Annotated in this window: 20 protein-coding genes; 17 read left to right on the forward strand and 3 right to left on the reverse strand. The window is 59.2% G+C overall.

What is annotated here, in order from left to right:
• The first annotated feature begins 162 nt into the window (after positions 1-162).
• From map to truA, 9 genes are all read left to right on the forward strand, one after another.
• The gene (gene map, locus AC1EJ1_RS09600; protein WP_285016229.1) at positions 163-1,014 is read left to right on the forward strand and encodes a type I methionyl aminopeptidase; all 852 of its coding nucleotides are present in this window, start codon (positions 163-165) and stop codon (positions 1,012-1,014) included.
• Positions 1,015-1,256: 242 nt separating this feature from the next.
• On the forward strand, positions 1,257-1,478 hold the full coding sequence (infA, locus tag AC1EJ1_RS09605) for a translation initiation factor IF-1 (RefSeq protein ID WP_058237146.1): 222 nt from the start codon (positions 1,257-1,259) through the stop codon (positions 1,476-1,478).
• Positions 1,479-1,519: 41 nt separating this feature from the next.
• Positions 1,520-1,633: a 50S ribosomal protein L36 gene (gene rpmJ / locus AC1EJ1_RS09610; protein ID WP_003790577.1), complete on the forward strand. Its 114-nt coding sequence runs from the start codon at positions 1,520-1,522 to the stop codon at positions 1,631-1,633.
• Between the two features lie 155 nt (positions 1,634-1,788).
• Positions 1,789-2,166 (forward strand): 30S ribosomal protein S13, encoded by a 378-nt coding sequence (gene rpsM, locus AC1EJ1_RS09615; RefSeq protein WP_058237145.1) that lies wholly within the window; start codon positions 1,789-1,791, stop codon positions 2,164-2,166.
• A gap of 52 nt (positions 2,167-2,218) precedes the next feature.
• Positions 2,219-2,626 carry a 30S ribosomal protein S11 gene (rpsK, locus tag AC1EJ1_RS09620; RefSeq protein WP_058237144.1) on the forward strand — a complete coding sequence of 136 codons (408 nt, stop codon included), beginning with the start codon at positions 2,219-2,221 and terminating at the stop codon, positions 2,624-2,626.
• A 161-nt stretch (positions 2,627-2,787) separates the two neighbouring features.
• The gene (locus AC1EJ1_RS09625; protein WP_058237143.1) at positions 2,788-3,789 is read left to right on the forward strand and encodes a DNA-directed RNA polymerase subunit alpha; all 1,002 of its coding nucleotides are present in this window, start codon (positions 2,788-2,790) and stop codon (positions 3,787-3,789) included.
• Between the two features lie 84 nt (positions 3,790-3,873).
• Entirely contained in the window at positions 3,874-4,449 is a 576-nt protein-coding gene (gene rplQ, locus AC1EJ1_RS09630) for a 50S ribosomal protein L17 (protein ID WP_285016210.1), read from the forward strand.
• 433 nt (positions 4,450-4,882) lie between these two features.
• Positions 4,883-5,632, forward strand: coding sequence for an ROK family protein (locus AC1EJ1_RS09635; protein ID WP_058237141.1), 750 nt, complete (start codon positions 4,883-4,885; stop codon positions 5,630-5,632).
• Positions 5,620-6,525, forward strand: a complete 906-nt coding sequence (gene truA / locus AC1EJ1_RS09640; RefSeq protein ID WP_480295751.1) for a tRNA pseudouridine(38-40) synthase TruA — start codon at positions 5,620-5,622, stop codon at positions 6,523-6,525. The genes AC1EJ1_RS09635 and truA overlap by 13 nt, the downstream gene beginning before the upstream one ends.
• A gap of 112 nt (positions 6,526-6,637) precedes the next feature.
• Here truA and AC1EJ1_RS09645 read toward each other — a convergent pair whose 3' ends face one another.
• Positions 6,638-7,675: a LacI family DNA-binding transcriptional regulator gene (locus tag AC1EJ1_RS09645; protein ID WP_092648780.1), complete on the reverse strand. Its 1,038-nt coding sequence runs from the start codon at positions 7,673-7,675 to the stop codon at positions 6,638-6,640.
• A 537-nt stretch (positions 7,676-8,212) separates the two neighbouring features.
• Between AC1EJ1_RS09645 and AC1EJ1_RS09650 the strand changes: the two genes are divergently transcribed.
• From AC1EJ1_RS09650 to AC1EJ1_RS09660, 3 genes are all read left to right on the forward strand, one after another.
• Positions 8,213-9,610 carry an extracellular solute-binding protein gene (locus tag AC1EJ1_RS09650; RefSeq protein ID WP_480295752.1) on the forward strand — a complete coding sequence of 466 codons (1,398 nt, stop codon included), beginning with the start codon at positions 8,213-8,215 and terminating at the stop codon, positions 9,608-9,610.
• Positions 9,611-9,741: 131 nt separating this feature from the next.
• The gene (locus tag AC1EJ1_RS09655; RefSeq protein WP_058237137.1) at positions 9,742-10,656 is read left to right on the forward strand and encodes a carbohydrate ABC transporter permease; all 915 of its coding nucleotides are present in this window, start codon (positions 9,742-9,744) and stop codon (positions 10,654-10,656) included.
• Positions 10,656-11,597 carry a carbohydrate ABC transporter permease gene (locus AC1EJ1_RS09660; RefSeq protein WP_480295753.1) on the forward strand — a complete coding sequence of 314 codons (942 nt, stop codon included), beginning with the start codon at positions 10,656-10,658 and terminating at the stop codon, positions 11,595-11,597. The genes AC1EJ1_RS09655 and AC1EJ1_RS09660 overlap by 1 nt, the downstream gene beginning before the upstream one ends.
• Positions 11,598-12,325: 728 nt before the next feature.
• On the opposite strand, the gene AC1EJ1_RS09665 is transcribed toward AC1EJ1_RS09660, so the two are convergent.
• Positions 12,326-15,568: a cadherin-like beta sandwich domain-containing protein gene (locus tag AC1EJ1_RS09665; RefSeq protein ID WP_480295754.1), complete on the reverse strand. Its 3,243-nt coding sequence runs from the start codon at positions 15,566-15,568 to the stop codon at positions 12,326-12,328.
• Between the two features lie 486 nt (positions 15,569-16,054).
• Here AC1EJ1_RS09665 and rplM point away from each other — a divergent pair, with 486 nt between their 5' ends.
• The 3 genes from rplM (at position 16,055) to glmM (ending at position 18,796) form a co-directional block, all read left to right on the forward strand.
• Positions 16,055-16,498 carry a 50S ribosomal protein L13 gene (gene rplM, locus AC1EJ1_RS09670; protein ID WP_058237133.1) on the forward strand — a complete coding sequence of 148 codons (444 nt, stop codon included), beginning with the start codon at positions 16,055-16,057 and terminating at the stop codon, positions 16,496-16,498.
• A gap of 43 nt (positions 16,499-16,541) precedes the next feature.
• Entirely contained in the window at positions 16,542-17,033 is a 492-nt protein-coding gene (rpsI, locus tag AC1EJ1_RS09675; protein WP_058237132.1) for a 30S ribosomal protein S9, read from the forward strand.
• 413 nt (positions 17,034-17,446) lie between these two features.
• Positions 17,447-18,796: a phosphoglucosamine mutase gene (glmM, locus tag AC1EJ1_RS09680; RefSeq protein ID WP_480295755.1), complete on the forward strand. Its 1,350-nt coding sequence runs from the start codon at positions 17,447-17,449 to the stop codon at positions 18,794-18,796.
• Positions 18,797-19,327: 531 nt separating this feature from the next.
• Here the strand turns inward: glmM and coaA are convergent.
• Complete coding sequence (gene coaA, locus AC1EJ1_RS09685) at positions 19,328-20,281, reverse strand: type I pantothenate kinase (protein ID WP_070726995.1); 954 nt, start codon at positions 20,279-20,281, stop codon at positions 19,328-19,330.
• Between the two features lie 308 nt (positions 20,282-20,589).
• Between coaA and glmS the strand changes: the two genes are divergently transcribed.
• Together glmS and AC1EJ1_RS09695 are read left to right on the forward strand one after the other, a co-directional pair.
• Positions 20,590-22,563: a glutamine--fructose-6-phosphate transaminase (isomerizing) gene (gene glmS, locus AC1EJ1_RS09690; protein ID WP_480295766.1), complete on the forward strand. Its 1,974-nt coding sequence runs from the start codon at positions 20,590-20,592 to the stop codon at positions 22,561-22,563.
• Positions 22,563-24,359, forward strand: coding sequence for an NAD(P)H-hydrate epimerase (locus tag AC1EJ1_RS09695; RefSeq protein ID WP_480295756.1), 1,797 nt, complete (start codon positions 22,563-22,565; stop codon positions 24,357-24,359). Before glmS ends, AC1EJ1_RS09695 begins: the two co-directional genes overlap by 1 nt.
• The last annotated feature ends 28 nt before the right edge of the window (positions 24,360-24,387 follow it).

The following is a 24,387-nucleotide window of genomic DNA, read 5'->3' on the forward strand; positions in this document are numbered from 1 at the left end:
AGCCCACCAAAACGGTGAAGGAGAGTGCTGCGGGGCGGAAGAATTCCCCGAAGATGACCCAGCCGAGGCTTCGGAGCCTGCCAGCTCCAGCTCGTCTGACCAGGGCGGCGCTGCTGCCTCGGCAAATGCGGATGCTTCGGTCTCAGAAGGTCGCTGAGGACGATGGGTCACGCGCGTATTGAGCTGAAAACCAGGGATCAGATTCTGCAGATGCGTCGCGCAGGTTTGATCGTGGCGGATATCCACGCAGCACTGCGCCGCGCGGCTCAACCAGGCGTCACATTGACGGAACTGGACCGCATCAGTGCCGAAGTGATTTCCCAGGCGGGAGCGACCTCGAATTTCCTGAACTACTTCGGTTACCCGGCGACGGTCTGTATCAGCGTCAATGACACTGTTGTGCACGGCATTCCGAATGATGATGTCCTGCGCAACGGCGACATCGTCTCCTTCGACTGCGGAGCCTACGTGACGCACCACGGCCGTGGCTGGCACGGTGATGCTGCGTTTTCCATGATTGTGGGCGATGAACAGGCCGCATCTCAGCGCCGGCGTGAACTCAACGAAGTGACGCGCGCTGCTATGTGGCGTGCGATCGCAGCGTTGGCTTCTGCTCGCCGCGTCAGCGCGGTGGGACAAGCTGTTGAAGACACCTGCGAGGATTACCGGGACAAGTTCGGGTGGGAAGCACAGATCGTTGAAGAATTCGGCGGACACGGCATCGGAACGGCGATGCATCAACCGCCCGACGTGTTGAACTACCGTGCGACCGGGATCAGCCCGCGTCTGAAGCCAGGTATGGTGCTGGCGGTCGAACCCATCCTCGTGTCGGGCAATCCTGCGACGCGCACCGAAGCTGACGGGTGGACCGTGCACACGCTGGATCACAGCGATGCCGCGCACTGGGAGCACTCCGTTGCCATCATGGAGGAGGGCATTTCAGTTCTGACTGCGCCAGACGGTGGGGTAGAGGGCCTGGCTCATTACGGAGTAACCCCCATTTCACTGGACTGATACACGCAGCCTGCGTATTTCTGATTGCTGTGTGATCGGCGCTCCAGGCGTCGCCCTCGTCAATATGGAAGGCAACTCGAGACCGGCGCGTGAGGGATATCCCACTGAATGGGCTTCACCGGCGTTGCATCCTCCTCTAGAATGGACAGTCGGGCTGACTTTCTTGCCGATTGGCGAGGGAAACGCCCGCCACGGTTTCGGCCGTGAGCCCTACTGACAAACGTAGAGGATAGACGGAGGACATGGCGAAGAAAGACGGAGTTATTGAGGTCGAAGGCACCGTTATTGAGGCGTTGCCGAACGCGATGTTTCGTGTTGAGCTCACCAACGGTCACGAAGTTCTGGGATACATCTCAGGAAAGATGCGTCAGCACTACATTCGTATCCTGCCTGAAGACCGCGTAGTCGTCGAGCTCAGCCCGTATGACCTTGAAAAGGGTCGAATCGTCTACCGATACAAGTAAACCGACACAACAAGCGTCGCCTGGCGACGTGGAGGTGCACCATGAAGGTCAAGCCTAGTGTCAAGAAGATCTGTGACAAGTGCAAGGTGATTCGTCGCCACGGCAACGTCATGGTTATTTGCGACAACCCCAGGCACAAGCAGCGTCAAGGCTGAAAGCCGTAGCTGCTCAGTGGTAGTGAGCCACTGGCGGGCGATTTGCCCACAGCACACCGTCGACCGCGCAAGCGGGACCCCTGGTTCGGAGGCCGGGGCTGATTGATGGATCAGAGACGGGGTGACGACCTCCGAAAACCATGTGGAGAAAAGTCATGGCACGTATTGCCGGCGTTGACCTCCCCCGTGAAAAGCGGATGGAGATTGCGCTTACTTACATTTACGGTGTGGGACGCACCCGCGCCAAGGAAACACTTGAAGCAACCGGGGTCAGCCCCGACCTTCGCGTACGCGACGCCAGTGAAGAAGATATGGTCAAGCTGCGCGACTACATCGAGGCCAACTTTAAGGTCGAAGGCGACTTGCGTCGTGAGGTCCAAGCCGATATCCGCCGCAAGATCGAGATCGGATGCTACCAGGGCATGCGCCACCGTTTTGGCCTGCCTGTTCATGGTCAGCGGACGAAGACAAATGCGCGTACCCGTAAAGGACCCAAGCGCACCGTGGCTGGCAAGAAGAAAGCCACCAAGTAACTCATAGAGCTGGGTGATGAAACCTGGCCCCTCGACTTCAAAAGGAAAATCAATGGCTGTCAAGTCTACTCGCTCATCTTCGGCGCGTAAGCCGCGTCGTAAAGAGCGCAAGAACGTCACGCACGGCAAGGCGTTCATCAAGTCGACGTTCAATAACACGATCGTCTCCATCACCGATCCCACCGGCGCTGTCCTGTCATGGTCATCGTCCGGTCAGGTCGGTTTCAAGGGCTCACGTAAGTCCACCCCGTTCGCCGCTCAGCTTGCCGCTGAGGCTGCAGCACGTCGCGCGCAGGAACAGGGCATGAAGAAGGTTGACGTTTTCGTCAAGGGCCCGGGCTCCGGCCGCGAAACGGCGATTCGTTCGCTGCAGGCCGCTGGTCTTGAGGTTGGATCCATTCAGGATGTCACTCCGCAGGCTCACAACGGTGCACGTCCCCCGAAACGTCGCCGCGTCTGAAAGACCCGTGTGAGGGACGAGGGCGACCCGTCCGCGTCCCACGTCACGATGTTCCCACACAAGTGGGAACCATCTGCACCCTGTTTTTTCCGTCACTGTTCGCGTGACGGGACCACAAATCCGACATCATATAGCGGTTGTCGGAAAGAAAGGACCAAGACGTGCTCATTGCAGAACGCCCCATCCTCTCAGAGGAGAAGGTGAGCGATTACCGCTCCCGTTTCACTCTTGAGCCACTCGAGCCTGGGTTTGGATACACACTGGGTAACTCCCTGCGCCGTACATTGCTGTCGTCCATTCCGGGCGCAGCGGTCACCTCGATCCGCATTGACGGTGTGCCACACGAATTCCACACGGTGGAAGGCGTGAAGGAAGACGTCGCTGAGATCATCCTGAACATCAAAGACATCGTTTTGTCCTCTGAAGAGGATGAGCCTGTCGTGATGTACCTGCGCAAGGCTGGCCCCGGTGAGGTCGTCGCAGGGGATATTACTCCTCCTGCAGGCGTGGAAATCCACAACCCTGACCTTCATCTGGCAACGCTCAATGAGAAGGGCAAGCTCGAGATTGAACTGACGGTTGAGCGTGGCCGTGGCTACGTTTCCGCTGCTCAGAACAAGGATCCGCAAGCTGAGATCTCCCGCATCCCGATCGATTCGATCTACTCGCCGGTGCTTAAAGTGACATACAAGGTGGAGGCCACCCGTGTCGAGCAACGCACCGACTTTGATCGTCTGATCATCGATGTGGAAACCAAGCCAGCTATCAGTCCGCGCGATGCTCTCGCGTCAGCCGGAAGCACCCTGGTGGAGCTCTTCGGCCTCATGCGTGAACTGAACGAGGAAGCAGAAGGCATCGAAGTGGGCCCATCGACTACCGATGAGACCCTTGCGCAAGACCTGGCCTTGCCGATCGAAAGCCTGAACCTGCAGTCCCGTTCGTACAACGCGCTGCGTCGACGCGGCATCCTCACCGTGGGTGAACTCGTTGCCCACTCTGAGGCTGACCTGCTGGATATCCGCAACTTCGGAACCAAGTCCATCGAGGAGATCAAGGAAGCCTTGGCATCCTTGGGTATGACCCTCAAGGATGCAGTCATGCCTGAACGCGCCGGCGGAGAAGACGCCGGAAACGTTCAGTTCAGTGACGACCAGTCTTTCTGATCGAATCCACTTTGCGTCCGTGCCGCCTCCAGCGGCCGTCATCGATGGACGAGGACGCCCAAACAAACTGTGTAGGAGAAACTCATGCCCACCCCTAAGAAGGGCCCACGTTTGGGTGGCAGCCCAGCGCACCAGAAGCTGCTGTTGGCTAACCTTGCTGCTCAACTGATCGAACACCGTGCGATCACCACGACCGAGGCCAAGGCCCGCGCGCTGCAGCCGTACGTTGAAAAGCTGGTCACTAAGGCAAAGCGCGGCGACATTCACGCTCGCCGTACGGTTGCCCGCAAGATCCCGAACAAGGATGTCCTGTACATGCTGTTCGACGAGGTCGTTCCGGCCATGGATCCAGAGCGCAACGGTGGCTACACCCGCATCACCAAGCTGGGGCCGCGCCGCGGCGACAATGCTCCGATGGCTCGTATTGAGCTTGTCATGGAGAAAGTCGAGAAGAAGGCTGTCGTTGCCGACGCTGAGCGTACCGCTTCGAAGGCTGCTGCAAAGTCCGGTAAGGATTCCAAGGCGACCGACAAGGCTGACGAAAAGGCCGAGACCGAAGCTGAAGCAGCAGAAACAGCCGAGCCGGCTGCTGACGAAGCCGCTTCACAGGAGTCAGCTGACGACAAAGCTGAAACCGAAGCTGAGGAAGCTGCCAAGTAGTCATGCACCGTCGTGACCTGCTGATCTGACTGGCACTGCGCTGATTGAGCGGTGACCAGTCCAGCGGATGGCTGATCGGAAGCTGGGTAAACCCCGTGTGGGTTTACCCAGCTTCCGTGTATTCGCGCGGTTGGTGTGCCGGCCGTGTCGGATGCTCTTTAGGTGGAGCCCGTGTGCACTCGCCCCTCGTTCCCCAACTGTCGATCTCACTGGGGTCGCGCAGCACGAACCCGACCCGAAATTGCTGTGACCAGCACGGATGTGTTGCAGGCCAGTCGGTGACCCCGCGGAGTTCACGCGAGTTCGACAGTTGGGGACATGCAGGGGAGGGGCAGAGCCGCGGATGGGTCGCCCTCGTCAATGAACAAGAAGCTGGCGGGGGCGGACAGCTCGTTGGAAACCCGAGGTGAGAGCAAGCCATTATGCTAAGAACATGTCTGAAGAGATGACCCTCGCTGTCGACTGCGGCGGGGGCGGAATCAAAGCCTCAGTGCTCGACTCGCGCGGAACGCTGACCGCATCGCCGGTGCGCACGCCCACGCCCTACCCGCTCCCTCCCGAACTGCTCGTCAAGACCACACAGGACCTTGCCGCGCAACTGCCTGCCGCCACGCGCGTCACGATGGGAATGCCTGGCATGCTGCGCCACGGAGTGGTCATCACGACTCCGCACTACATCACGCGTGACGGCCCGCGATCCCGCATCCTGCCTGAACTGGTCGAGCAATGGGCCAACTTCGACATGGGACGGGCACTTGAAGCTGCTCTGGGTATGCCGACACTGGTGCTCAACGACGCTGAAGTGGCCGGCGCAGGTGTCATCACGGGCACAGGCCTCGAAATGATCGTGACCCTGGGGACCGGGCTGGGAAACGCGGTTTTCGATTCAGGTGTGCTCGCGCCGCACGTGGAAGTATCGCAGGGATTTGTGCGATGGGGACTGACCTATGACGACTACATTGGCGAGCATGAACGCCTCCGGCTGGGGGACGCGCACTGGTCTCGACGAGTGCGCCGAGTGATCGACGGCCTGCGCCCGATGTACGTGTGGGATCGTCTGTACCTGGGTGGTGGAAACTCGAAACGCGTCACGGCGATGAACCGGGCCAAACTCGGTGACGACGTGGTGATCGTTCCCAATGACGCCGGCATCATCGGCGGTGTTCGCGCATGGACACTGTGAGGGCGCGGCTTGACCTGGCATACGACGGCACCTTCTTCCACGGCTGGGCCGCACAGCCCGGACTACGCACCGTGGAAGGTGAACTGGTTCGAGCCCTGTCGCTGATCGCCCGCCAGGAAGTGGCGGTGACTGTGGCGGGACGCACCGATGCGGGAGTGCACGCAGATCATCAGGTGGCTCACGTCGACCTGCCGGCGCAGGTGTGGGACAGCCTTCCGGGAAGGTCCTCGCGCACACCCGAAGATGCGCTGGTTGACCGTCTGGCCTCTCTGCTTACCCGCGCGCACGGTGACTTCATGAAGGCGCACGGGCTGGTGTCGCCGAGAGGGTACTGCGACGTTGCGCTTCTGAGTTCTCAGCGCGTGCCGGAAACCTTCGATGCGCGTTTCAGCGCTGTGGGGCGTCACTATGTGTACCGGCTGCTTGACCAGCGCGCGGGCAGTGACCCCTTTTCCGGGCGACGCATCTGGACGGTTCCTGCACGCCAGACGCTTGATTTGGAAGCCATGGCTGAAGCTGCTGCCAGCGTCATCGGTGAGCATGATTTTCTGTCCTTTTGTAAGCCGCGTGAGGGCGCGACCACGATCCGTACGCTCCGCCAGCTGGACGTCGTGACAGCGGGGGAAACGTCGCCGATCCTGGTGCGCGTCCATGCTGACGCTTTTTGCCACTCAATGGTGCGATCCCTGGTGGGAGCACTGATTGACGTGGGGACAGGCCGCCGCTCGCCGGCGTGGATGAGACATCTGCTGGATGAGCGTTCGCGTGAGGCAGCCGCTCCGCTGGCTCCGGCGCATGGCTTGACTTTGGCGCACGTGGACTATCCGCCTGCCGATCAGTGGGCACAGCGCGCGCAGCAGACCCGCGCGGTCCGCTCTTTGGGCTGCTGCTAGGTGGACTGTTTTGCTGCCGTGTTGCAGATGACCGGCTTCGTTGAGATTCAGGATGGACGAGGGCGGCTCGGGCTTCCTGAGTCGGGCCCGTCGGAGTGGAGGATGGTGGTGCCTAATTTTTGTGAATGCGCTTGGCACTGGTGCGCCACGTGGGTGTGGTACTGACGCGCGTGTGGTGAGGCTCGCGAGCTGTGTGCTCAGCTTTGGGCGTTGAAATCGAGTCGATGAGCTGGCTGACAGCGGTTGCCGTCATGTCCTGCAGTGGCCACATCACCGTGGTCAGGCCCATGGAATTGTCTTCGTGCGCATTGTGATCGCCGAAGCCGATGATGGACAGATCGTTGGGGACATGCTTACCCAGGTCGCGTGCAGCGGAGAAGACGCCCGGTGCCTGTGTGTCATCAGCGCACCATACTGAATCAATGTCGGGGTGGGCGGTGAGCATGCGCATGCAGGCCTCGTACGAGTCGTGAGCACTCCAGGTGGGCAGGGAAAGAAACTCTGCGCGGTCCTGGAAATGCTCGAGGACAGGTACCTGACGGAAGTGGTTGATGTTGGGGCCTGCAAGGTACAGGGCCCGTGACGTGTCCGTGGCGTCGAGGTCGCTGAGGATTTCCCGGACTCCTGTTCCTTCATCAATGCTGACGAGGCCCACTCCGCCGAAATGGTTCGAGGTTTCAATCATCGACATCCACATCACTGGAATGTCGAGCTGGCTGAGCAGGGGACCAACGAACTGCTGGGTGGAGGTGGTCTCGCAGATTGCACCTGCCAGTTGAATATCGGAGAGCACCGATTGAATGAAACGGCGGTTGGCGGCATCGCCCTCAGGTTGGAAGAGCGGCAGAAGAAGGTAGCCGCGACGTTGAACCTCAATCATGGCTGTGGTCAGTACTTTGTGGACGACCGGCACGAACGGGTCTTCCGGCAGTTCAGCCATGATCAAAGCGATGATGTTGGTGGATCCTCGCCTCAGTGATCGTGCCGCAGCGTTGGGGACGTAGTTCATTTCACGGGCGACGTTCGTGACGTGCTCGATCGTAGCTGGTGCAATCTTGACTTCGTGCCCGTGGCCGTTGAGTATAAGAGAGACGGTGGATGGTGCGACGCCTGCTTTCCGAGCGACATCAGCCCGAGTTGTCCGTGTCATGGTGAATTCCTTCAAGAAAAAGTACCGCGAAGTCAGCCAGAGCGACGCAGCTCTGAGCGGTAACACAGTAACTATATCGTGTTAGTTCTGGAAAAGATATTTGGGTATTGGCCCTTTCGTGGATGTGCTGTATGAAGCTGGATTGACGTGGCCTGGCCGGAGTGTGGACTATCGTCTGGATACGCAGGGCGTCGATGCGTACAGCTGGCCGAACGCGCGGGAATTGCATCTGATTTTGAAATGCCAGAGTGTGTGGTGTGAGGTTTCTTACATTTGAGATCGACGGTGAGAAACGGTGGGTGGGTGCGGGGTGTGCCGCGCACGATATTTCCGATCGAAAACGTGCGGAAACGTGATGAGCGTTAAAGTCTGACGTACCGGTTTTGTCGCCGGTCGTAATCAAAGTGAGATCTCTGGTGTTAGTGAAAACCGTAAAAATGTCTTATTCTTTCACTGTCACCTAACACGAGATAGTTAGAGAGACGTCAACCGGCACGCAGCCGGCTGGCTTTCTTCTCGACCAATGGAGGTCTTTAAATGAGATTGACACGAGCAACACGCGGCGCCCTTGGGGTGCTTGCCGTTTCATGCTTGTCATTAACAGCGTGTGGAGGCGGAGCTGAAGAGAGCGGAACATCATCAGCCAGTGGCATCCCAACGCCCGACGTTGCCTGCGACATTCCAGAAGGCAACGTTGACGGCAGCGTTGTTGACACTTCGAAAGTGGAAGGCGAAATCACCTTCCAGACACAGGGCCTGCAAACCGATTTCGCCGACTTCTTCCAAGCCAAGATCAAGGAATTCGAAGAGGCAAACCCGGGGACCACCATCAACTGGACCGACCAGGGCGGAGGTACAGACTTCGACCAGGCCATCACATCCCAGGCAACAAACTGCAAGATGGCAGACGTCGTCAACGTGGCATCGTCATCCATCCTGGCGCTGTCCAAAGCCAATTTGCTGATGGACTTTGACGTCAAAGCACCCCAGATCGGTGACAAGTTCGTTGAAACCATCTGGAACTCAACGAACCTCGGCGCTCAGGATTATCACACCGCGCTGCCCTGGTACTTCGGCCCCTACATCACCACATACAACAAGGACGTCTTCCAACGTTCCGGACTGGATCCGGAAAAGGCGCCCTCGACAATGGACGACCTGCTGGACGCGGCAGCCAAGGTGGGGGCAGCCGGAAACGGCGACTATGGCATCTACGGATCACCAGACTGGTACCTGGTTGCGCAGCTGCATGGAATGGGCGTGCAACTGCTCAACGATGACCACACTGAGTTCGACTTCGCAGATAATGCAGATGCAGTCCGATACGTCACCAAGATGGCGGAACTGTACAAGACCAACGCCATCCCGAAAGACTCCCTGACCGGCGAGCCCGACCCGTCCAAGGCCTATTCCAATGGAAACCTCGCATTCGGCACTCCGAACGCCTCGTTCCTGAAATCCATTAAAGACAACAACCCGCAGGTCTACGAAGCAACAGGTGTCGGCCCGTTCCCAACAAACGAAGGTATCAAACCTGTCTATGAAGGCCAGTACGTCGGCATCTCCGTGACCACCCAGAACGCGCCGCTGGCGATGAAATGGGCCGAGTTCATCACGAACGCCGAAAACGAATACGCCTGGGCACATGACGGTGGAGCAATCGTCTTCCCGGCTGCTACCGAGGCACTCGACAAGATCATGGAAAACCCGCCGGAGGTTGCACAGGATCCTGTCTTCAAGGCTGCATACGAACAGGCCGCAAATGCCGCTAAAGACGCAGAAGCATACTTGGACGTCTTCTACGTCACCGGTTCAGTTCAGAAAGCGCTGGTCGACAACGTCAACCAGGCCATCCGCGGCGAAGTCAGCCCAGAGGATGCACTGAAGACTGCGCAAGAACAAATGAACCAGCTGCTGGACGATCTGAACTCCTAATTATCCGGAACCAGCGAAGCGTGTGTGGGCTTATTCAGGTCATCACATGACCACCATGAATAAGCCCACACCGCCTGACGCGGTCCACTTTTACGAACGAAGCGTACCCAGAGTGATGGAGGATAGCACTCATGGCGACTCAGAAGAAGACAAGCGCGCGTAGTCTCAATGGCGCAGCACGGTTCCGAAAATGGTGGGTGCCGTGGCTGTGGGTCACAATCCCCGTGCTGTGTATTATCACTTTCTATATCTACCCATTCATCAACACGGTCGTGACGTCCTTCACCAAGACGAAACCACTTGGCAGGCTCGGACGCTTCAACGGAATTGACAATTACGCGCACATTTTCTCCGACCCGGTGTTCTGGGAAGCCACACGCAACTCCGTGATCTACGCGCTGTGCGTTGTTCCCCTGATGGTGCTGCTGCCGCTGCTGCTGGCACTGCTTGTGCGCCAACACGTGCCGGGAATCGGCTTCTTCCGTGCCATCTACTACGTGCCGGCGATCTGCTCGCTTGTCGTCATCTCACTGGCGTGGCGATACATCCTGGACCAGAAAGGCCCGCTGAACTCTTTTTTCGAAGGTATCGGGCTGATCCAGTCGCCCATTCCCTTCCTGTCCAACGAGTGGCTGATCCTCATCTGCGCAATGATCATCACCTTGTGGCAGGGGTTGCCGTACTACATGATCCTGTATCTGGCTGCATTAACCAACGTTGATCAGTCCTTATACGAAGCAGCCGAAATTGACGGTGCAGGCAGCGTCCGCCGCTTCCTGACGGTCACCGTGCCGGGCGTGCGGGTCATGATGTACCTGGTCGGTGTCCTGTCGACGATCGGATCACTGAAAATCTTCACCGAGGTATATCTGCTGGGCGGAACGAACTCGCCCACACAGACCCTGACCATGTATATCCGTAACCGAATCATGGACCCAACGTTTGGATCACTGGGACAAGGCGACGCCGCTTCGGTGTTCCTTTTCCTGATCACATTCGGATTCATCATTGCCTCACAGAGGCTGCAGAACAAGGCGGAAGCATAATGACTCATTCACCCACGCACGCACCTGTCGCGACTGCGCCTCACACCAGCAAACTCAGCGAGTACCGCCACCGCCGCAAACTTGAACGCCAGGGCCGCCAGGTCGCATCCCGGCAAATACGCGGGTGGCGCCTCGTTGGACGCTACGCGGTCCTCATCATTGTGGCGTGCCTGCTGGTCGGCCCACTCTTGCTGCCTCTGCTTGTCGCATTCAAAGCCCCAGGTGAGCCCGTCTTCGGCCAGGGGGCAACGCTCTTTCCGCAGGACTGGTCGCTGGAATCCTTTGCGCGCCTGTTTGAGCGCACCAACATTTTGCTGTCCATCCGTAACTCGGCAATTGTGGCAGCGCTGCTGGTGACATCCAACATGGTGCTCTCATGCCTGGGCGGCTACATGTTGTCCAGGCGCGGATGGACAGGGCGAAACATCATGTACTTCGTGGTGTTGTCGGCAATGATCTTTCCGCTTGAATCCATCATGCTGTCGCTGTTCTCAATGATGGTGCACGTCGGACTGTACGATCATCTGCTGGGAGTGTGGCTGCCAATTCTTATTGGCCCATTCCAGATCCTTCTGATGCGCGCGGCCTTCATGGGAATCCCAGACGAGATCGAAGACGCAGCACTGATCGATGGTGCAGGCGAGTTGCGTCGTTTCTGGACGATCTTTCTGCCCCAGGTTCGCGGCACCCTAACGGTTGTCGGCCTGACAAGCTTTATCGGCGCGTGGTCTGACTTCCTGCTGCCACTGATCATGCTGCCCAGCCCGAAGAATCAGACACTCATGGTGACCCTGTCAGCCATTCAGAATTCCCCGCAGGGCACGAGCTACCAGTTGGTTCTGGCCGGAGCGGTCGTCGCCCTCGTGCCGGTCGTTGTGGTCTTCATGTTTTCTCAGAAGTACTTTTTCCGCGGCATTGAAGCAGGCGGCCTAAAGTTCTGATCTGCATCTGACCCGGTTCGTCCCGGAAGGGATGCTGCGGCGGACGCGGATCTGCCGGGCTCGTTGAGCAAGCCGGTTCGCACTCAAGCTGCACGTGAATCACAGGTTCACGTGCAGCTTCTTCTTTCCGCCACGATCGAGGCAGCCCGCGCGTGGGCGACGACATCTGCGGCCCTTCGTGCGAGCCTTTGCGATACGTCGTGTTGAGTGTTCCCCGGGGTGTGCGGGCACGGACTTTCCTGCGCCGCCCCATGTGTCGTTTACGACGAACCATGGACGAGGGCGACTACGGTCGCAATTGGCTGGCCTGCATGAATGCTCCGAGGGGTCTCCCGCTGTCGGGCGAGCGCGCCTCGAGATCGACAGGAGGGGCACATGGATGGTACGGGCGGTCAGCGTCGCATCTGCAGCACGCTTCTTCCCGCTCCCCAGGTTCGAATTCGGCGGCGCTACGCTGTGCTGCAACAGCATGGGGCCAGTATCGTCGCTGGTCAGCGCGTAGGTGGCAGTGCCTACCCTGCTGCAGGCGCGTCGAGTTCGAACCTGGGGGGATGAAAGAAATGGGGGAGAAGGGCGAGAGAGGAAAAGCAACCATGGGTGCCGCACGGCGCATGGATACGACGAAACACGGGGCGAAAGAAGGCCCTCGTTTAAGAAGAGGTGCTTCCTTAAACGGGGGCCTGACCGTTCACAGTCGAAGCCGAAGACGGCCCCGATGTGCGGCCAACCTATCGTCTGACAGCAAAGGAACGCCTGCGTGCAGCGTAGATGCTGACCGCTCCTGCCCCGAGAACCATCAGAGAAAACGGAATCACCTGTGCTGATGCACCCGAGTGCGCCAGGAAGCTCCCTGAATTGGTGCTCGATTTGCGCTGTTGATCGGACGACACGCCGGTGGTCGCAGGAAGGGATTGCGCAGAGCCATCGCTTTGTGATGACTGGGCTCTCTGGCTGTCAGCAGACTGAGGATCGGTCTGCGTGCCCTGGTTGGCAGTCGGAGACTCGCCGACCCAGTACAACAGGCGAGCCTGACCGCCACCGATATTGGACAGCGTCACCGTTAAATCAGAATCTGCGCTGCGAGACTGCGTCAATGGCGCGGGCTGAGCTTCAAAAGTGTTCGGATCAACCATCATGAGTTTCGCGTTGTCAAAAGGTTTCTCCACATGCAGTGTGACGTCCTGAGCGGTTTGCGCATATGAGCCGTCATCGGTTCGGGTGCTCAAGCCGTAAGAAGGCCAACGCGTTGTGCCGGTCAGAGCATTGACCACCATGAAAGCGCGCGGATCCTGAGTGGTCTTGCCAAAGATCTCCTCGGTCTTCGCGGCATCAAGCCCGGGCAGCTTCTCAAAGTAACCGACCACAACATCGCCCGGTTTACCGTCATTGACCGTTCCGGTATTGGTGACGTCCATTCCGGTGATGCCAACCGCCTTATTGGCGGCCTTGCCGTCGCCCTCGCCAAATGCTCCCAGTGCGTAACCCGATACGTTGGGTGCCTGAGGACGGTCCGCGTACTCACCGGCGTTGATGCCAACGTATGTTGAGTTCAGAGCAACTGCGTACTTGCCCAGCCCAGTCAGGTCCTTGAAAATTCTGCTGAATTCGTAGAAGGAGCGGGTAGGCGCGCCATCCTGATCGATGATCGAGGAGCGATCGTAGCCGTTGTATTCCATACGGAACAGCCCAAACCACTTTTGACCGGTGGCAAGACCGAGCGAAGGGACGACGGCTTTTTGAGACTCGGACACGTTGGCGTCCCAGTTGTAGTCCAGATACTGGCCGTACAGGATCGGGCTCGTACCGTCACCAGTAAGACCGGCGAGGGCGGCCTGACGCTGAGTCTTCCACATATTGTTGCCCAGCATGTCGTGAACAACGCTCGAGGGTGCCGACCCCCAGTTGGATCCGTAGTAATAGGTATCCCACGACAGCAGATCAGGCTGAGCGTTTTGCACGTAATACTCCATGTTTGCCGGCTGGCCCCAGTCAGCTGCGTTGTACTGGTTGGAGTGCACGACGGCTCCCGGGATGTTCTCTTTTGACCATTCGAACCATCGGCCGAATGCGTCAGACTCGGCGTGGCTGAAGCCGCCCTCGTCACCGTACTGAATGTCGATCAGGGTGTCGGCGTAGGGCTTCATCGCATCGGTGAGGAAAATGTGAGGCTCGCCGGCGTCCTGAATGCCGTTGCCGCCAGCTGGAGCCTTGGCGAATGCCCAGGGGGTTCCCTCGCCAATCTGTTCCATCACGGGAGTGTTGAACAAAGGCATGTCATAGAACATCGGGAATGCGCCGCCGGTCAGACGTGATTCGCGTGCGTCGAATGCGCCGCGACCGTAGCCTTCGGAGGGAATCCAGGCTGGCAGCATCACGCCGTATTGCAGCGCCAGAGTCTGAGCGCGGTTCACGCCCCACTTTCCGTCGCCGGGGTCAAAACCGCGATAAATGTCAGAGTGCTCGTTGGGTGCAATCTCGGGAGGCGTATGACCGGCGGGCAGACCCCACACCTCGGCTTCGTACACCGACATGCCTGTTGCCTGGTTACCGGGATTTCCTGGCTGCTGCTGCGGCTCAGTAGCGGTGTTGAGCCACACGCGGATGTGTTTTGCCTGGTGGTACTGGTTGAAGTCCCAGTACCACAGTCCGCCAGAATCACGGGTCAGTGAGGCATGCGTGATGATGGTCTGCCACGGGGCGCCGTCATCGGCTTGAACAGCAATCGCAACGGAAGAGCCGCCGTGCCAGCCGGGCGCATTGGCGGGCATCTGCGGCCAGCCCCATGCGCTCACGCGGTGCACGTAGCGCGGCTGGTCAAGATCGAGTTGGAAACCAGTGGTGTTGTCGCTCCACTCGTCGCTCTTCTTCAGAGGGGAAACTGTCCACCCGGTGGCCATGTTCTGATCGGTCAGCGCACTGATTTCCGCTTCACTGCCTCCATTGATGGTGGCGGCGGCATCGATCAGGACATTCCCGCGGAAATCGGTGTTGTGTTTCGTGACGTTGACAACGTAGGTAGCGCGTTGCCCTCCTGCTGTGATGGTCGCCGTGAAGGCGTTCATGCCTTCGCGCACCACGAGGTTGGATACGCGTCCGTCGCTGTCCGCCGGTAAACCGTTAACGCTGACGGAAGCAGTGGGATCAGCAGGACGGACGCGGATTGAAATCTGATCCGTGTGATAGTAGGCGTGTGCGATGTATGTATGAGTGGCCGGATCGAATGTGACAGGTTCGCCTGGCTCCCCAAAGGGAAGCTGGTCAACGAAGAAATCGGCGGCAAGGTTGTCACCGCTTCCTTCGCCCGGATCAGTGAACTGAGGCTGGCAGGGGATCAACTTGAGATCGGATCCTGACATGCCTTTCTTGTCCTCTGCCACTGCGCGCAGACCCACCAATGAAAAGGCCTGTGCTTTCGTGGGCGGAAATGAAATGGTCTGGGGATCGTTGACTCCTTTGAGTGCTCCGCGTGACAGGAGTGTGCCTGCCTCCATGGTGGAACTGTCCAGTCCCTGTTTCCAGGCGTTGAAGGCTTCGTCACCGCCTTGCCGCGGATTTGTCGGGGCAGATTCGAATGAATACAGCTGGAATGAACCGGGCGCATTTCCGGCTCCTTCGACTGCGCCATATGTGGGGCGCGCAGTGTATTGAACGCCGCACAGCTCCTGGTCAGGTCTGGGATTGGCGAAGGCCAGTGCGTGTGGGAAGTCTTCCTCGGTGCCTTTCCACTGGGATGTCCAAAATGACACGTCCTGGGCAGCTTTCCCTGAATCGTCATCTACCAGTGCAGATATCGGCCCGTTTGGAGCAACTTCGCCCTGAGTTTCTTCAGACGTTGCCCACAACATGGTGGGATGATACGGAGCCAGCGATGAGTCCGGGGCAGCGTATGTCGGCACTGATCCCACCACACTGATTCCCGCGCACAAGGCAGGCACCGTGAAAAGGGCGGCGATCCGATGCGTCTTTGCCATAACGGTCTTCCTTAAATCGGTGAATAAAAACGCATATCAGGCTCAGCACAGAACCTGATACAAATCACTACGCAAACGGTCACAACCACTGTGCTCGTCACGTAGGCCACAATACTAACACGTGTCAGTTGTGGTGGGTAATCCCGATGGACAGTGCGCCACCGTCAGCCAAGACCATTGGTGTGGCAGCAGTGTGCGCCGCCGGCCGCCCTCGTCGGGCACGAAAATCTGAACGAAGCGCGCGCCGGGCAACGCGGTGGGCCACGTGCAATGAGGAATTGCCCACAGTGAGGGAATAACTTTGACCAGGGTGCCTCCAGGTCGATAGACTTAACGACGCTGTGCGTTAGCGCTACTTGGGGCTTTTCCCACTCGCCCGGTATGTGCCAACGACTCGCGCGAACCGAATCGCAATGCGAGCAAGCGTTCCACCAATAAGTGGTGGTGATGTTTGCTCTTAGATCGAAAGAATTGAAGGTTACGCCCGTGCGCACCTATTCACCCAAGCCGGGGGACACTGAGAAGAAGTGGTACGTCATTGACGCTACCGGTGTCGTCCTTGGTCGTTTGGCGTCTCAAGTCGCCGCCCTCCTTCGTGGGAAGCATAAGCCGACGTTCGCTCCGCATATGGATCAAGGCGATTACGTCGTCGTCATCAACGCGGACAAAGTCGTGCTGACTGGTAACAAGCTGGACCAGAAGATGGCCTACCATCACTCGGGTTATCCGGGTGGCCTGCGGGCTACCAGCTACCGCCAAATGCTTGCCGAACATCCGGAGCGCGTCGTGGAAATTGCCGTTAAAGGCATGCTTCCTCACAACTCACTCGGCCGTCAGCAACTGCGCAAGCTGCATGTGTACGCAGGCAGCGAGCATCCGCATGCCGGCCAGACGCCAGAGAAATTCGAAATCACCCAGGTCGCCCAGTGAGCGCGTCGCGCTTCTGAGCCCACGAACTGCACTGAGGAGAACTGTGGCTGACACCACGCAGATCGAAGAGCTGGACGAAGAAACCGTCCCCAGCTCATACACAACTGAAACCGCAACAGCACCTCAAGGCGCTGGCCAATCCGTGACCGCACCTGGCGCGGGACTTGGTCGCCGCAAGGAAGCTGTTGCTCGAGTCCGTCTGATTCCCGGCACCGGCCAGTGGAAGGTCAACGGACGCACACTGGAGGACTACTTCCCGAATAAGCTGCACCAGCAGCTCGTGAAGTCTCCTTTCACACTGCTCGACCTTGACGGCCGTTTCGACGTCATCGCCCGCATCAACGGCGGTGGCATCTCCGGCCAGGCAGGCGCTCTGCGACTGGGCATTGCGCGTGCTCTCAACGAGATCGACCGCGAAGCAAACCGTCCGGCTTTGAAGAAGGCTGGCTTCCTGACCCGTGACGCACGCGCCACGGAGCGTAAGAAGGCCGGCTTGAAGAAGGCCCGTAAGGCGCCTCAGTACTCGAAGCGTTAATCGGTTTTCTTTCCTGCTGATCGGGTTCGAGGGGGTCCGCGCGAGTCGCCGTTTAATCGGGTGCGTGAAGCGATCCGAAGGAACCTGAGCTGGCTCGGTGCACGTGCATGGTGCGAGCGTTGAAGATGAAACGTGTAGCGCAAGGCACGGAGCTGAGCCAGTGAGCACAAAGTCATCACCGAAGGGGTGAGGTGGGCACGAGAGTGCCTGTCTCACCCCTTTCGTGCTGGTTCCGAATGGCTCGTGAGCAACTGTGCAAAAAGTTCGAATATCGCGGGCAAACTCGAACAGGACCGTAAATCAACCAGAGGTTCGCGTCGCGACGGATTAGGCTGTGTGCAGATAATGCTCGTGCGGTGGCCCAGCAAGAAGTGAGCTGCCGCCCGTGAAAAGAACGAAACAGGAGCAATGTGATGCCGCGACTATTTGGAACTGATGGGGTGCGCGGGCTGGCCAACGGCGAGCTCACCGCACAGCTTGCTTTGGAACTGGGTGAAGCAGCGGCTCGGCATATTGCTGGTGGTCCGAAGAAAAATGGCGACAAGCCTCGAGCGATAATTGGCCGTGATACGCGTATTTCCGGCGAATTCCTCGATCATGCAATTTCGGCTGGCTTGGCGGCATCAGGTATGGACGTCACGCGCATTGGCGTGGTGTCCACGCCGACAGTGGCACATCTGACAGCGGCAGAAAATGTTGACCTCGGCGTCATGATTTCCGCCTCACACAATCCCATGCCGGATAACGGCATTAAGTTTTTTGCCCGGGGCGGCTTCAAACTGGCTGACTCGGTCGAAGACGGCATTGAGAAACTTCTCGGCGCGGACTGGGATCGCCCAACAGGCGCTGCAGTCGGTGAGGTCCACTACGACGATGATTGGGCCAAGCACTCCTACATTGAGCACCTCGTCACCTCTGTCGGCTCTGATCTGCATGGCGTGCGAATCGCAGTGGACTGCGCGAATGGCGGCGCCTCTGACATCGGGCCACAGGCCCTGCGTGAGGCCGGCGCCGACGTCGTGGTCATGAACTCATCACCTGACGGGCGCAACATTAACGATAACTGCGGTTCAACGCATCCCGAGCAGATTCAGGCGGTGACCGTTGCATCAGGTGCGGACTTCGGCGTCGCCTATGATGGCGATGCTGACAGATGTCTAGCCATTGATCGCCGTGGCAATTTGATTGACGGCGACAAGATAATGGGCGCCCTTGCCCTCGCCATGCACGAGGCGGGCGAACTTGACCACGACACACTGGTCGTCACCATCATGTCGAACCTTGGCCTGAAACTTGCAATGGAGAAAGCTGGTATCACCACTGTTCAGACGGCAGTGGGTGACCGCTATGTCCTCGAAGCAATGATTGAGGGCGGGTTCGCGTTGGGTGGTGAGCAGTCCGGACATGTCATCGCGCGCCATCATGCCACGACGGGGGATGGTGTTTTGACGTCAATGTTGCTGGCTCGCCTCGTGCATGAAAGCGGTCGCGATCTGGCTGATCTGACCGCGCCGATCGAACGCTTGCCACAGACTTTGATCAACGTGTCCGGCGTGGACAAGGCTCGCCTCCATGACGATCAGGCGTTGGCCGACGAGGTTGCCGTTGCTGAGAAGACGTTGGGGGAGACGGGTCGCGTGGTGATGCGCCCATCCGGTACCGAACCGCTCGTCCGTGTCATGGTTGAAGCGGCCAGTGAGGATGAGGCTGACAGGATTGCGCAGCACCTGGCCGATGTGGTGCGTGATCGCCTCGCACTGTAGACGGCCCTGAGTTGTAGCGGTCTTCAGGCCTGGGGGAGCAGCTGGTTGTGCGGTGCTGGAGCGAGAGCACTGGTTCTGCTGCCTTAGGCTGACTAAGCTGGACTAACTGCGCTGGAGAATCGGTGGTCGTCTGACCGTAATGAACTGGAGGTGCGGGGGTAGCCGTGCCAGATTCGTAGCGCTGCCACTTCGGGCGCTGCATCACGCGCTAGCCATCTGCGCATCGGGGCGCGTCTGAGTGCCGTCAGTGGCGCAGCCTCATTTCTTACCGCTGTCCCTGTCTGCCTCGCCCGCCCCGTCCCCCAGGTTCGAATTCGGCGCCCGTCTTATTGCCGAGGGTGACTTGCCTCGGCGCTGAACTGCATCAATAGCTGCAGTATCTGTCCGTGCCTGGCCAAATGCGTGCCGAGTTCGAACCTGGGGGAAGGACAGGTGGATGAACGCACGTTGAGTTCGAACCTGGGGAACTGGGGGAGGACGGTGCGGATGGTAGAGCTCGACTGGCTCAGATCCTAACCGGAGCGAGGGGTGCTATTCCTTGCGCAGATGAAGGGATTCGACCCGGTGATCGGCGCCCTTGGTGAAAATCAGCGTGGCGCGTTCGCGTGTCGGCAAAATGTTCTCGTACAGGTTCGGCAAGTTGATAGCGTGCCACACCATCCGAGCAGTGGCCTCTGCTTCAGAATCACTCAAGCCCGCATAGGTCCGGAAGAAGGAATCCTCACGTTGGAAGGAGGTCGAGCGAAGCTGCGCGAATCGGTCGACGTACCACTGCTCAATGTCATCCTCACGCGCGTCCACGTAGATGGAGAAATCAAAGTAGTCTGATACCGCTAAACCGAGGCCGCCAGGATGGGTACGAGGCGGCTGTAACACGTTCAGCCCTTCAACGATCAAGACTTCCGGATGCTCGATCGTGGTGAACTTATCGGGACGAATATCGTATGTGACATGCGAATAAACAGGAACCTGCAGAGGGGAAATGCCCGCCTTCACCGACGCGACAAAGTTCAGCAGTGCTCCGCGGTCGTACGATTCAGGGAATCCCTTACGTGCCAGGATTCCTCGCTCTTCCAAGACCGCGTTGGGCAAAAGGAAGCCATCTGTGGCCACCAGGTCGACCCGAGGCGTGTGCGGTGATCGCGACAACAGGAGCTGCAACAGGCGAGCAACAGTGGATTTGCCAACCGCAACCGACCCAGCGATACCGATGACGAAAGGTGTCACAGGCGCATCCTCTTCGAGGAAGTCGGCCCGTGCGCGTGCCCGCAGATACCGTCCTTGTATGTAGACCTGCAACAGCGCGCACAACGGCCGGTAAATGGCGTCAACCTCGTTCATGTCGATGGGATCGCCCAAGGATGCCAGCTGTGAGATGTCCTCGTCGGTTAGCGGCAGGGGCGTGCGCGCGGCCAGTTTTTTCCAGTGCTCACGGCTAAACGATGAAAATGGGCCTTGTGCTCGGGCGGACTCGTCATTAAAGATCACGGCGCCATTGTCCCCTAATACAGCGGTCCAATGCAGGGATTTGACGTGAATGTGGCGGTCTGTGAGCAATCTTGGATGCGCTGGTCGCGTGGCTCCGATCACGAGGACCCGATGGTCATGCCCCGCGAGCGCTCACAACTGCCTGTCCCCTTGCGTCCGTCTTGCACCCACATACCTGACGGCCAGCTGGAGCAAGACGACGCGGGCCGATCCCCACTGCCATGCATCCCGCTCATGGCACGCGAGTCGACGCCACGGGCGTCAAAAACTCCCGATCGCCCCCTGCGTGTGTTGAAATGTCTAATATGTGTGGAATTGTTGGATACGTGGGGGAAGTACCCTCCCAGCGCCCGCTTGACGTTGTCATGAAGGGCCTGGCAAATCTGGAATACCGCGGGTACGACTCAGCTGGAGTCGCACTCGGATCGGCCGACCGGCCCAAACCCACAGTCATCCGCGCGGTCGGAAAATTGTCCCAGTTGCGTGCGCAGATTGACAGTCAGCGTCCCGACGATGCTATTGAGGCGATCGGCCACACCCGCTGGGCAACACATGGCCAGCCGAGCGTTGCCAACGCACACCCGCATACATCCGCGGATGGGGAAGTCGCCCTCGTCCATAACGGAATTATCGAAAACGCCGACGCATTACGAACGCAGCTTGCCGCAGCGGGCGAAACCTTTGAATCCGACACCGACACCGAAGTTGTCGCGCACCTCATCGGGCGTCTGTACTCCGGATTGTCCATTGACGAGGGAGGTGTCGGCACCTCGGCTGACCGCGTGGCAAGTACATCCACCGCGCCGCGCTGGTCGGAAGATCTGACAGGCGTACCGGCAGAACAACGCGATGGTGCGCAACGCCTCGTCGGCGCCATGCGCGCTGCAACTGAGCAGATCAGCGGCACGTTCACTTTGCTGGCGATCTGTGATGATGCACCGGGCGTGATCGTGGCGGCACGACGCTCATCGCCTCTGGTGATCGGACTCGGTGAAGGGGAGAACTTCCTCGGCTCCGACGTGCTTGCTTTCAGCGAATTCACTACTGATGTCATCGAAGTGGGGCAGGACCAGCTCGCCCTTGTCACCGCGCAGCACGTGACGATTATTGACCAGGATGGCGCTGTTACCGAGCCGAAGAAGCTGGAAGGTGACTACTCGCGTCGACCGGTGACAAAAGAAGGCTTTGGCACGTTCATGGAAAAGGAAATCCATGAAGAACCCGGAGCGGTTGAGCAGACACTGGCCGGGCGGATGGATGCCTCAGGCAAACTGTCGTTGGACGAACTGCGCATTCCGGAAAGCGTACTGCGCAGCGTGGACAAGATGATCATTGTTGCCTGTGGCAGTGCTGCTCACGCCGGGCAGGTGGCGCGATATGCGATCGAGCATTGGTGCCGCATCCCCGTGGAAGTCGAGCTGGCTCACGAGTTCCGTTATCGCGACCCGGTTGTGTCCGAAAAGACGCTTGTTGTCGCCATTTCTCAGTCGGGGGAAACGATGGATACCATCATGGCGATTCGTCACGCCCGCGAGCAGGGCGCCCGCGTGATCGCACTGGTCAACACGCCTGGCTCCACGATTTCTCGTGAATCAGACGCTGTGCTGCTGACACATGCCGGCCCGGAGATCGCGGTTGCCTCCACGAAGGCGTACACCGCGCAGATCGCAGCGACGTATATTTTGGGGCTGTATCTGGCGCAGGTGCGCGGCAACAAGTACCCCGATGAAATCGCAGATTACATGGACAAGCTCTCTGCGATTCCCTCGAAAATCAGCACGATCATCAGCGGCTGGGACCAGATTCGCGACGTTGCGCGTTCGTTGACCGATGTCGAATCGATGATCTATCTGGGCCGCCACGTCGGTTTCCCCACCGCCCTTGAAGGTGCGCTGAAACTGAAGGAACTGTGCTACATCCACGCCGAAGGGTTCGCCGCCGGCGAGCTCAAACATGGCCCGATTTCACTGATTGAAGATGGGCAGATCGTGGTGGTGGTTCTGCCCACGCCTCGCCGCCCCGAACTGCACCGCAAAGTGGTCTCCAATATTCAGGAGGTGCGCGCTCGCGGCGCTCGGACATTGGTGGTGGCCGAGCAAGATGACCATTCGGCTGACGAATGTGCAGATGTGATCTTCCGGATCCCGCCCGCTCCCACGTTGTACGCACCACTTCTGACGGTGATCCCACTCCAGATTTTGGCCTGTGAACTGGCAGGCGCGAAGGGGCTGGATGTCGATCAGCCGCGCAACCTGGCCAAGTCAGTGACCGTTGAATGATGCATGACGCTGATGACGTGACAGCCTATACACCTGAGGTTGTGCGCGAAGCTGAAGCGGTGCATGTGGATCGTGCCTGCCGCGAGGATGACCCCGACCGGCTCATGCGCAAGGCAGCTCGCGGCGTGGCTGATGCAGTGCTGGAGATGTGTCCGGCTGACGGGGCAACGGTGCGGGTCACAGCGTTGGTTGGCGGCGGAGACAACGGTGGAGATGCCCTGTATGCCCTGTCTTATGTGGCCTTGTCAGAAAGCGTTGGCGCGGCGGTCGCCCTCGTCATATCGGACCACCCACACCCTCGTGCCCTTGAAACAGCACGCCAGGCCGGTGCGCGCATAATTTCCGCATCGATGGACGAGGGGGACCTATGCGCGGATCTACCGCCAACCGACATCTGGATCGACGGGTTGTGCGGAACGGGACTGAAGGGTGCGTTGCGCGAACCGCTCGCTCGACTCGTGGACGCCGTCAATGAACAGGTGCAGAAAACTGGTGCGCTCGTCGTGGCGGTGGATGTGCCAACAGGGGTGGGGAGCGCTGATGGAGCGTGTCCGACCCATGCAGTTCATGCGACGCGAACTGTCACGATGGGTGCGCTGAAGACTCCACTGGTACTGCCTCCTGCGTGCTACCGCGCAGGAAGTATTGACGTGGTGGATCTGGGCCTTGCCGCTGATCTGGAACAAGCTGGCAGTGGCGGCAGGGGACTTGCTGGGGACCTTTCGCAAGCCGATAGGGCTGCTCGGCCTGACGAGTACACTCAAGGCGAATTCGATGCCCGACCACACGCGACGGTGCGTGTGCTGACATGCGCGGATGCTCGAAGATGTATGCGCGCCCCTGGCCGCCTCGATCACAAGTACACACGCGGTGTTGTGAGCATCTGCAGCGGATCCGAAACCTACCCGGGGGCCGGAGTGCTCGCCGTCAGCGGCGCACATGGCGTGGGTGTTGGGATGATTCGCCTTGATTCGACCGCCTCGGTGCGTACCCTTGCCCTGATGAGGTTTCCCGACATCGTGTGCGGCACCGGATGCGCGCAGTCAGTAGTTGTCGGATGCGGAATCGATGACGAGCGCTTGAGCCATGCCCGAGATGTCATCATCGATGCTTTGGACCACCACCTGCCGACGGTCATTGACGCGTCAGCATTGTCTCTGGTGGTGGAGCTGAGTGAGACATGTGACATGTCCTCAGCAGTGCTCACACCCCATGCGGGGGAGGCAGCGACATTGCTTGATGCGCTGACTGACCGTTCGCCCAGCCGTACTGACATCGACTCCTGCCCTGCTCATTGGGCAGCTGAGCTGGCGCGCGCGAGTGGGGCGACCGTCGTTCTCAAAGGCGCAACAACGGTAATCTGTGCGATTGACGAGGGCGGTCTACCGCTGCTTGCGGTCAACGCTGAATCGTGTGGCTGGACCGGTGTGGCCGGCTCAGGAGATGTTCTGGCTGGCGTGATCGGTGCAGTGCTGGCTAATCCCCAGTGTGCGGTCGATACAGCGGCTCGCCGCGTAGGAGCAGTGGGCGCTGCGGTGTGGCTGCACGCGCAGGCAGGGATCCAAGCAAGCGGTGCGCGCAGCACGCGTACCAGTCCATCCGACACGCGCAGCGATGCCGAGGACGTCGCTAAACTCCACGAGGCCAAGAACCCGAGCAGACCGATCGGCCAGGACCGCGCACACCATGGGGTGATCAGCACATTCGGTGGGGGACATCCAATCGGTGCAGCCGATATTGCTGCGTCAATCAGCCCCCTCGTCGGCACTGTACTGCAACGGACGACGGCCTCGTGAACAGCTCTTATAACGCAGCGCACAGTCG

This window comes from Pauljensenia sp. C0170B4, assembly GCF_056590235.1.

What these genes read in the sequence shown, in the direction of transcription:
- glmS (WP_480295766.1), top strand. Translation starts at nt 20,590, where the DNA reads ATGTGTGGAATTGTTGGATACGTGGGGGAAGTACCCTCCCAGCGCCCG.
- AC1EJ1_RS09695 (WP_480295756.1), top strand. Translation starts at nt 22,563, where the DNA reads ATGCATGACGCTGATGACGTGACAGCCTATACACCTGAGGTTGTGCGC.
- AC1EJ1_RS09645 (WP_092648780.1), bottom strand. Translation starts at nt 7,675, where the DNA reads ATGACACGGACAACTCGGGCTGATGTCGCTCGGAAAGCAGGCGTCGCA.
- AC1EJ1_RS09665 (WP_480295754.1), bottom strand. Translation starts at nt 15,568, where the DNA reads ATGGCAAAGACGCATCGGATCGCCGCCCTTTTCACGGTGCCTGCCTTG.
- AC1EJ1_RS09635 (WP_058237141.1), top strand. Translation starts at nt 4,883, where the DNA reads ATGTCTGAAGAGATGACCCTCGCTGTCGACTGCGGCGGGGGCGGAATC.
- rpmJ (WP_003790577.1), top strand. Translation starts at nt 1,520, where the DNA reads ATGAAGGTCAAGCCTAGTGTCAAGAAGATCTGTGACAAGTGCAAGGTG.
- rplQ (WP_285016210.1), top strand. Translation starts at nt 3,874, where the DNA reads ATGCCCACCCCTAAGAAGGGCCCACGTTTGGGTGGCAGCCCAGCGCAC.
- map (WP_285016229.1), top strand. Translation starts at nt 163, where the DNA reads ATGGGTCACGCGCGTATTGAGCTGAAAACCAGGGATCAGATTCTGCAG.
- AC1EJ1_RS09650 (WP_480295752.1), top strand. Translation starts at nt 8,213, where the DNA reads ATGAGATTGACACGAGCAACACGCGGCGCCCTTGGGGTGCTTGCCGTT.
- infA (WP_058237146.1), top strand. Translation starts at nt 1,257, where the DNA reads ATGGCGAAGAAAGACGGAGTTATTGAGGTCGAAGGCACCGTTATTGAG.
- truA (WP_480295751.1), top strand. Translation starts at nt 5,620, where the DNA reads ATGGACACTGTGAGGGCGCGGCTTGACCTGGCATACGACGGCACCTTC.
- rpsM (WP_058237145.1), top strand. Translation starts at nt 1,789, where the DNA reads ATGGCACGTATTGCCGGCGTTGACCTCCCCCGTGAAAAGCGGATGGAG.
- AC1EJ1_RS09660 (WP_480295753.1), top strand. Translation starts at nt 10,656, where the DNA reads ATGACTCATTCACCCACGCACGCACCTGTCGCGACTGCGCCTCACACC.
- glmM (WP_480295755.1), top strand. Translation starts at nt 17,447, where the DNA reads ATGCCGCGACTATTTGGAACTGATGGGGTGCGCGGGCTGGCCAACGGC.
- AC1EJ1_RS09655 (WP_058237137.1), top strand. Translation starts at nt 9,742, where the DNA reads ATGGCGACTCAGAAGAAGACAAGCGCGCGTAGTCTCAATGGCGCAGCA.
- rpsK (WP_058237144.1), top strand. Translation starts at nt 2,219, where the DNA reads ATGGCTGTCAAGTCTACTCGCTCATCTTCGGCGCGTAAGCCGCGTCGT.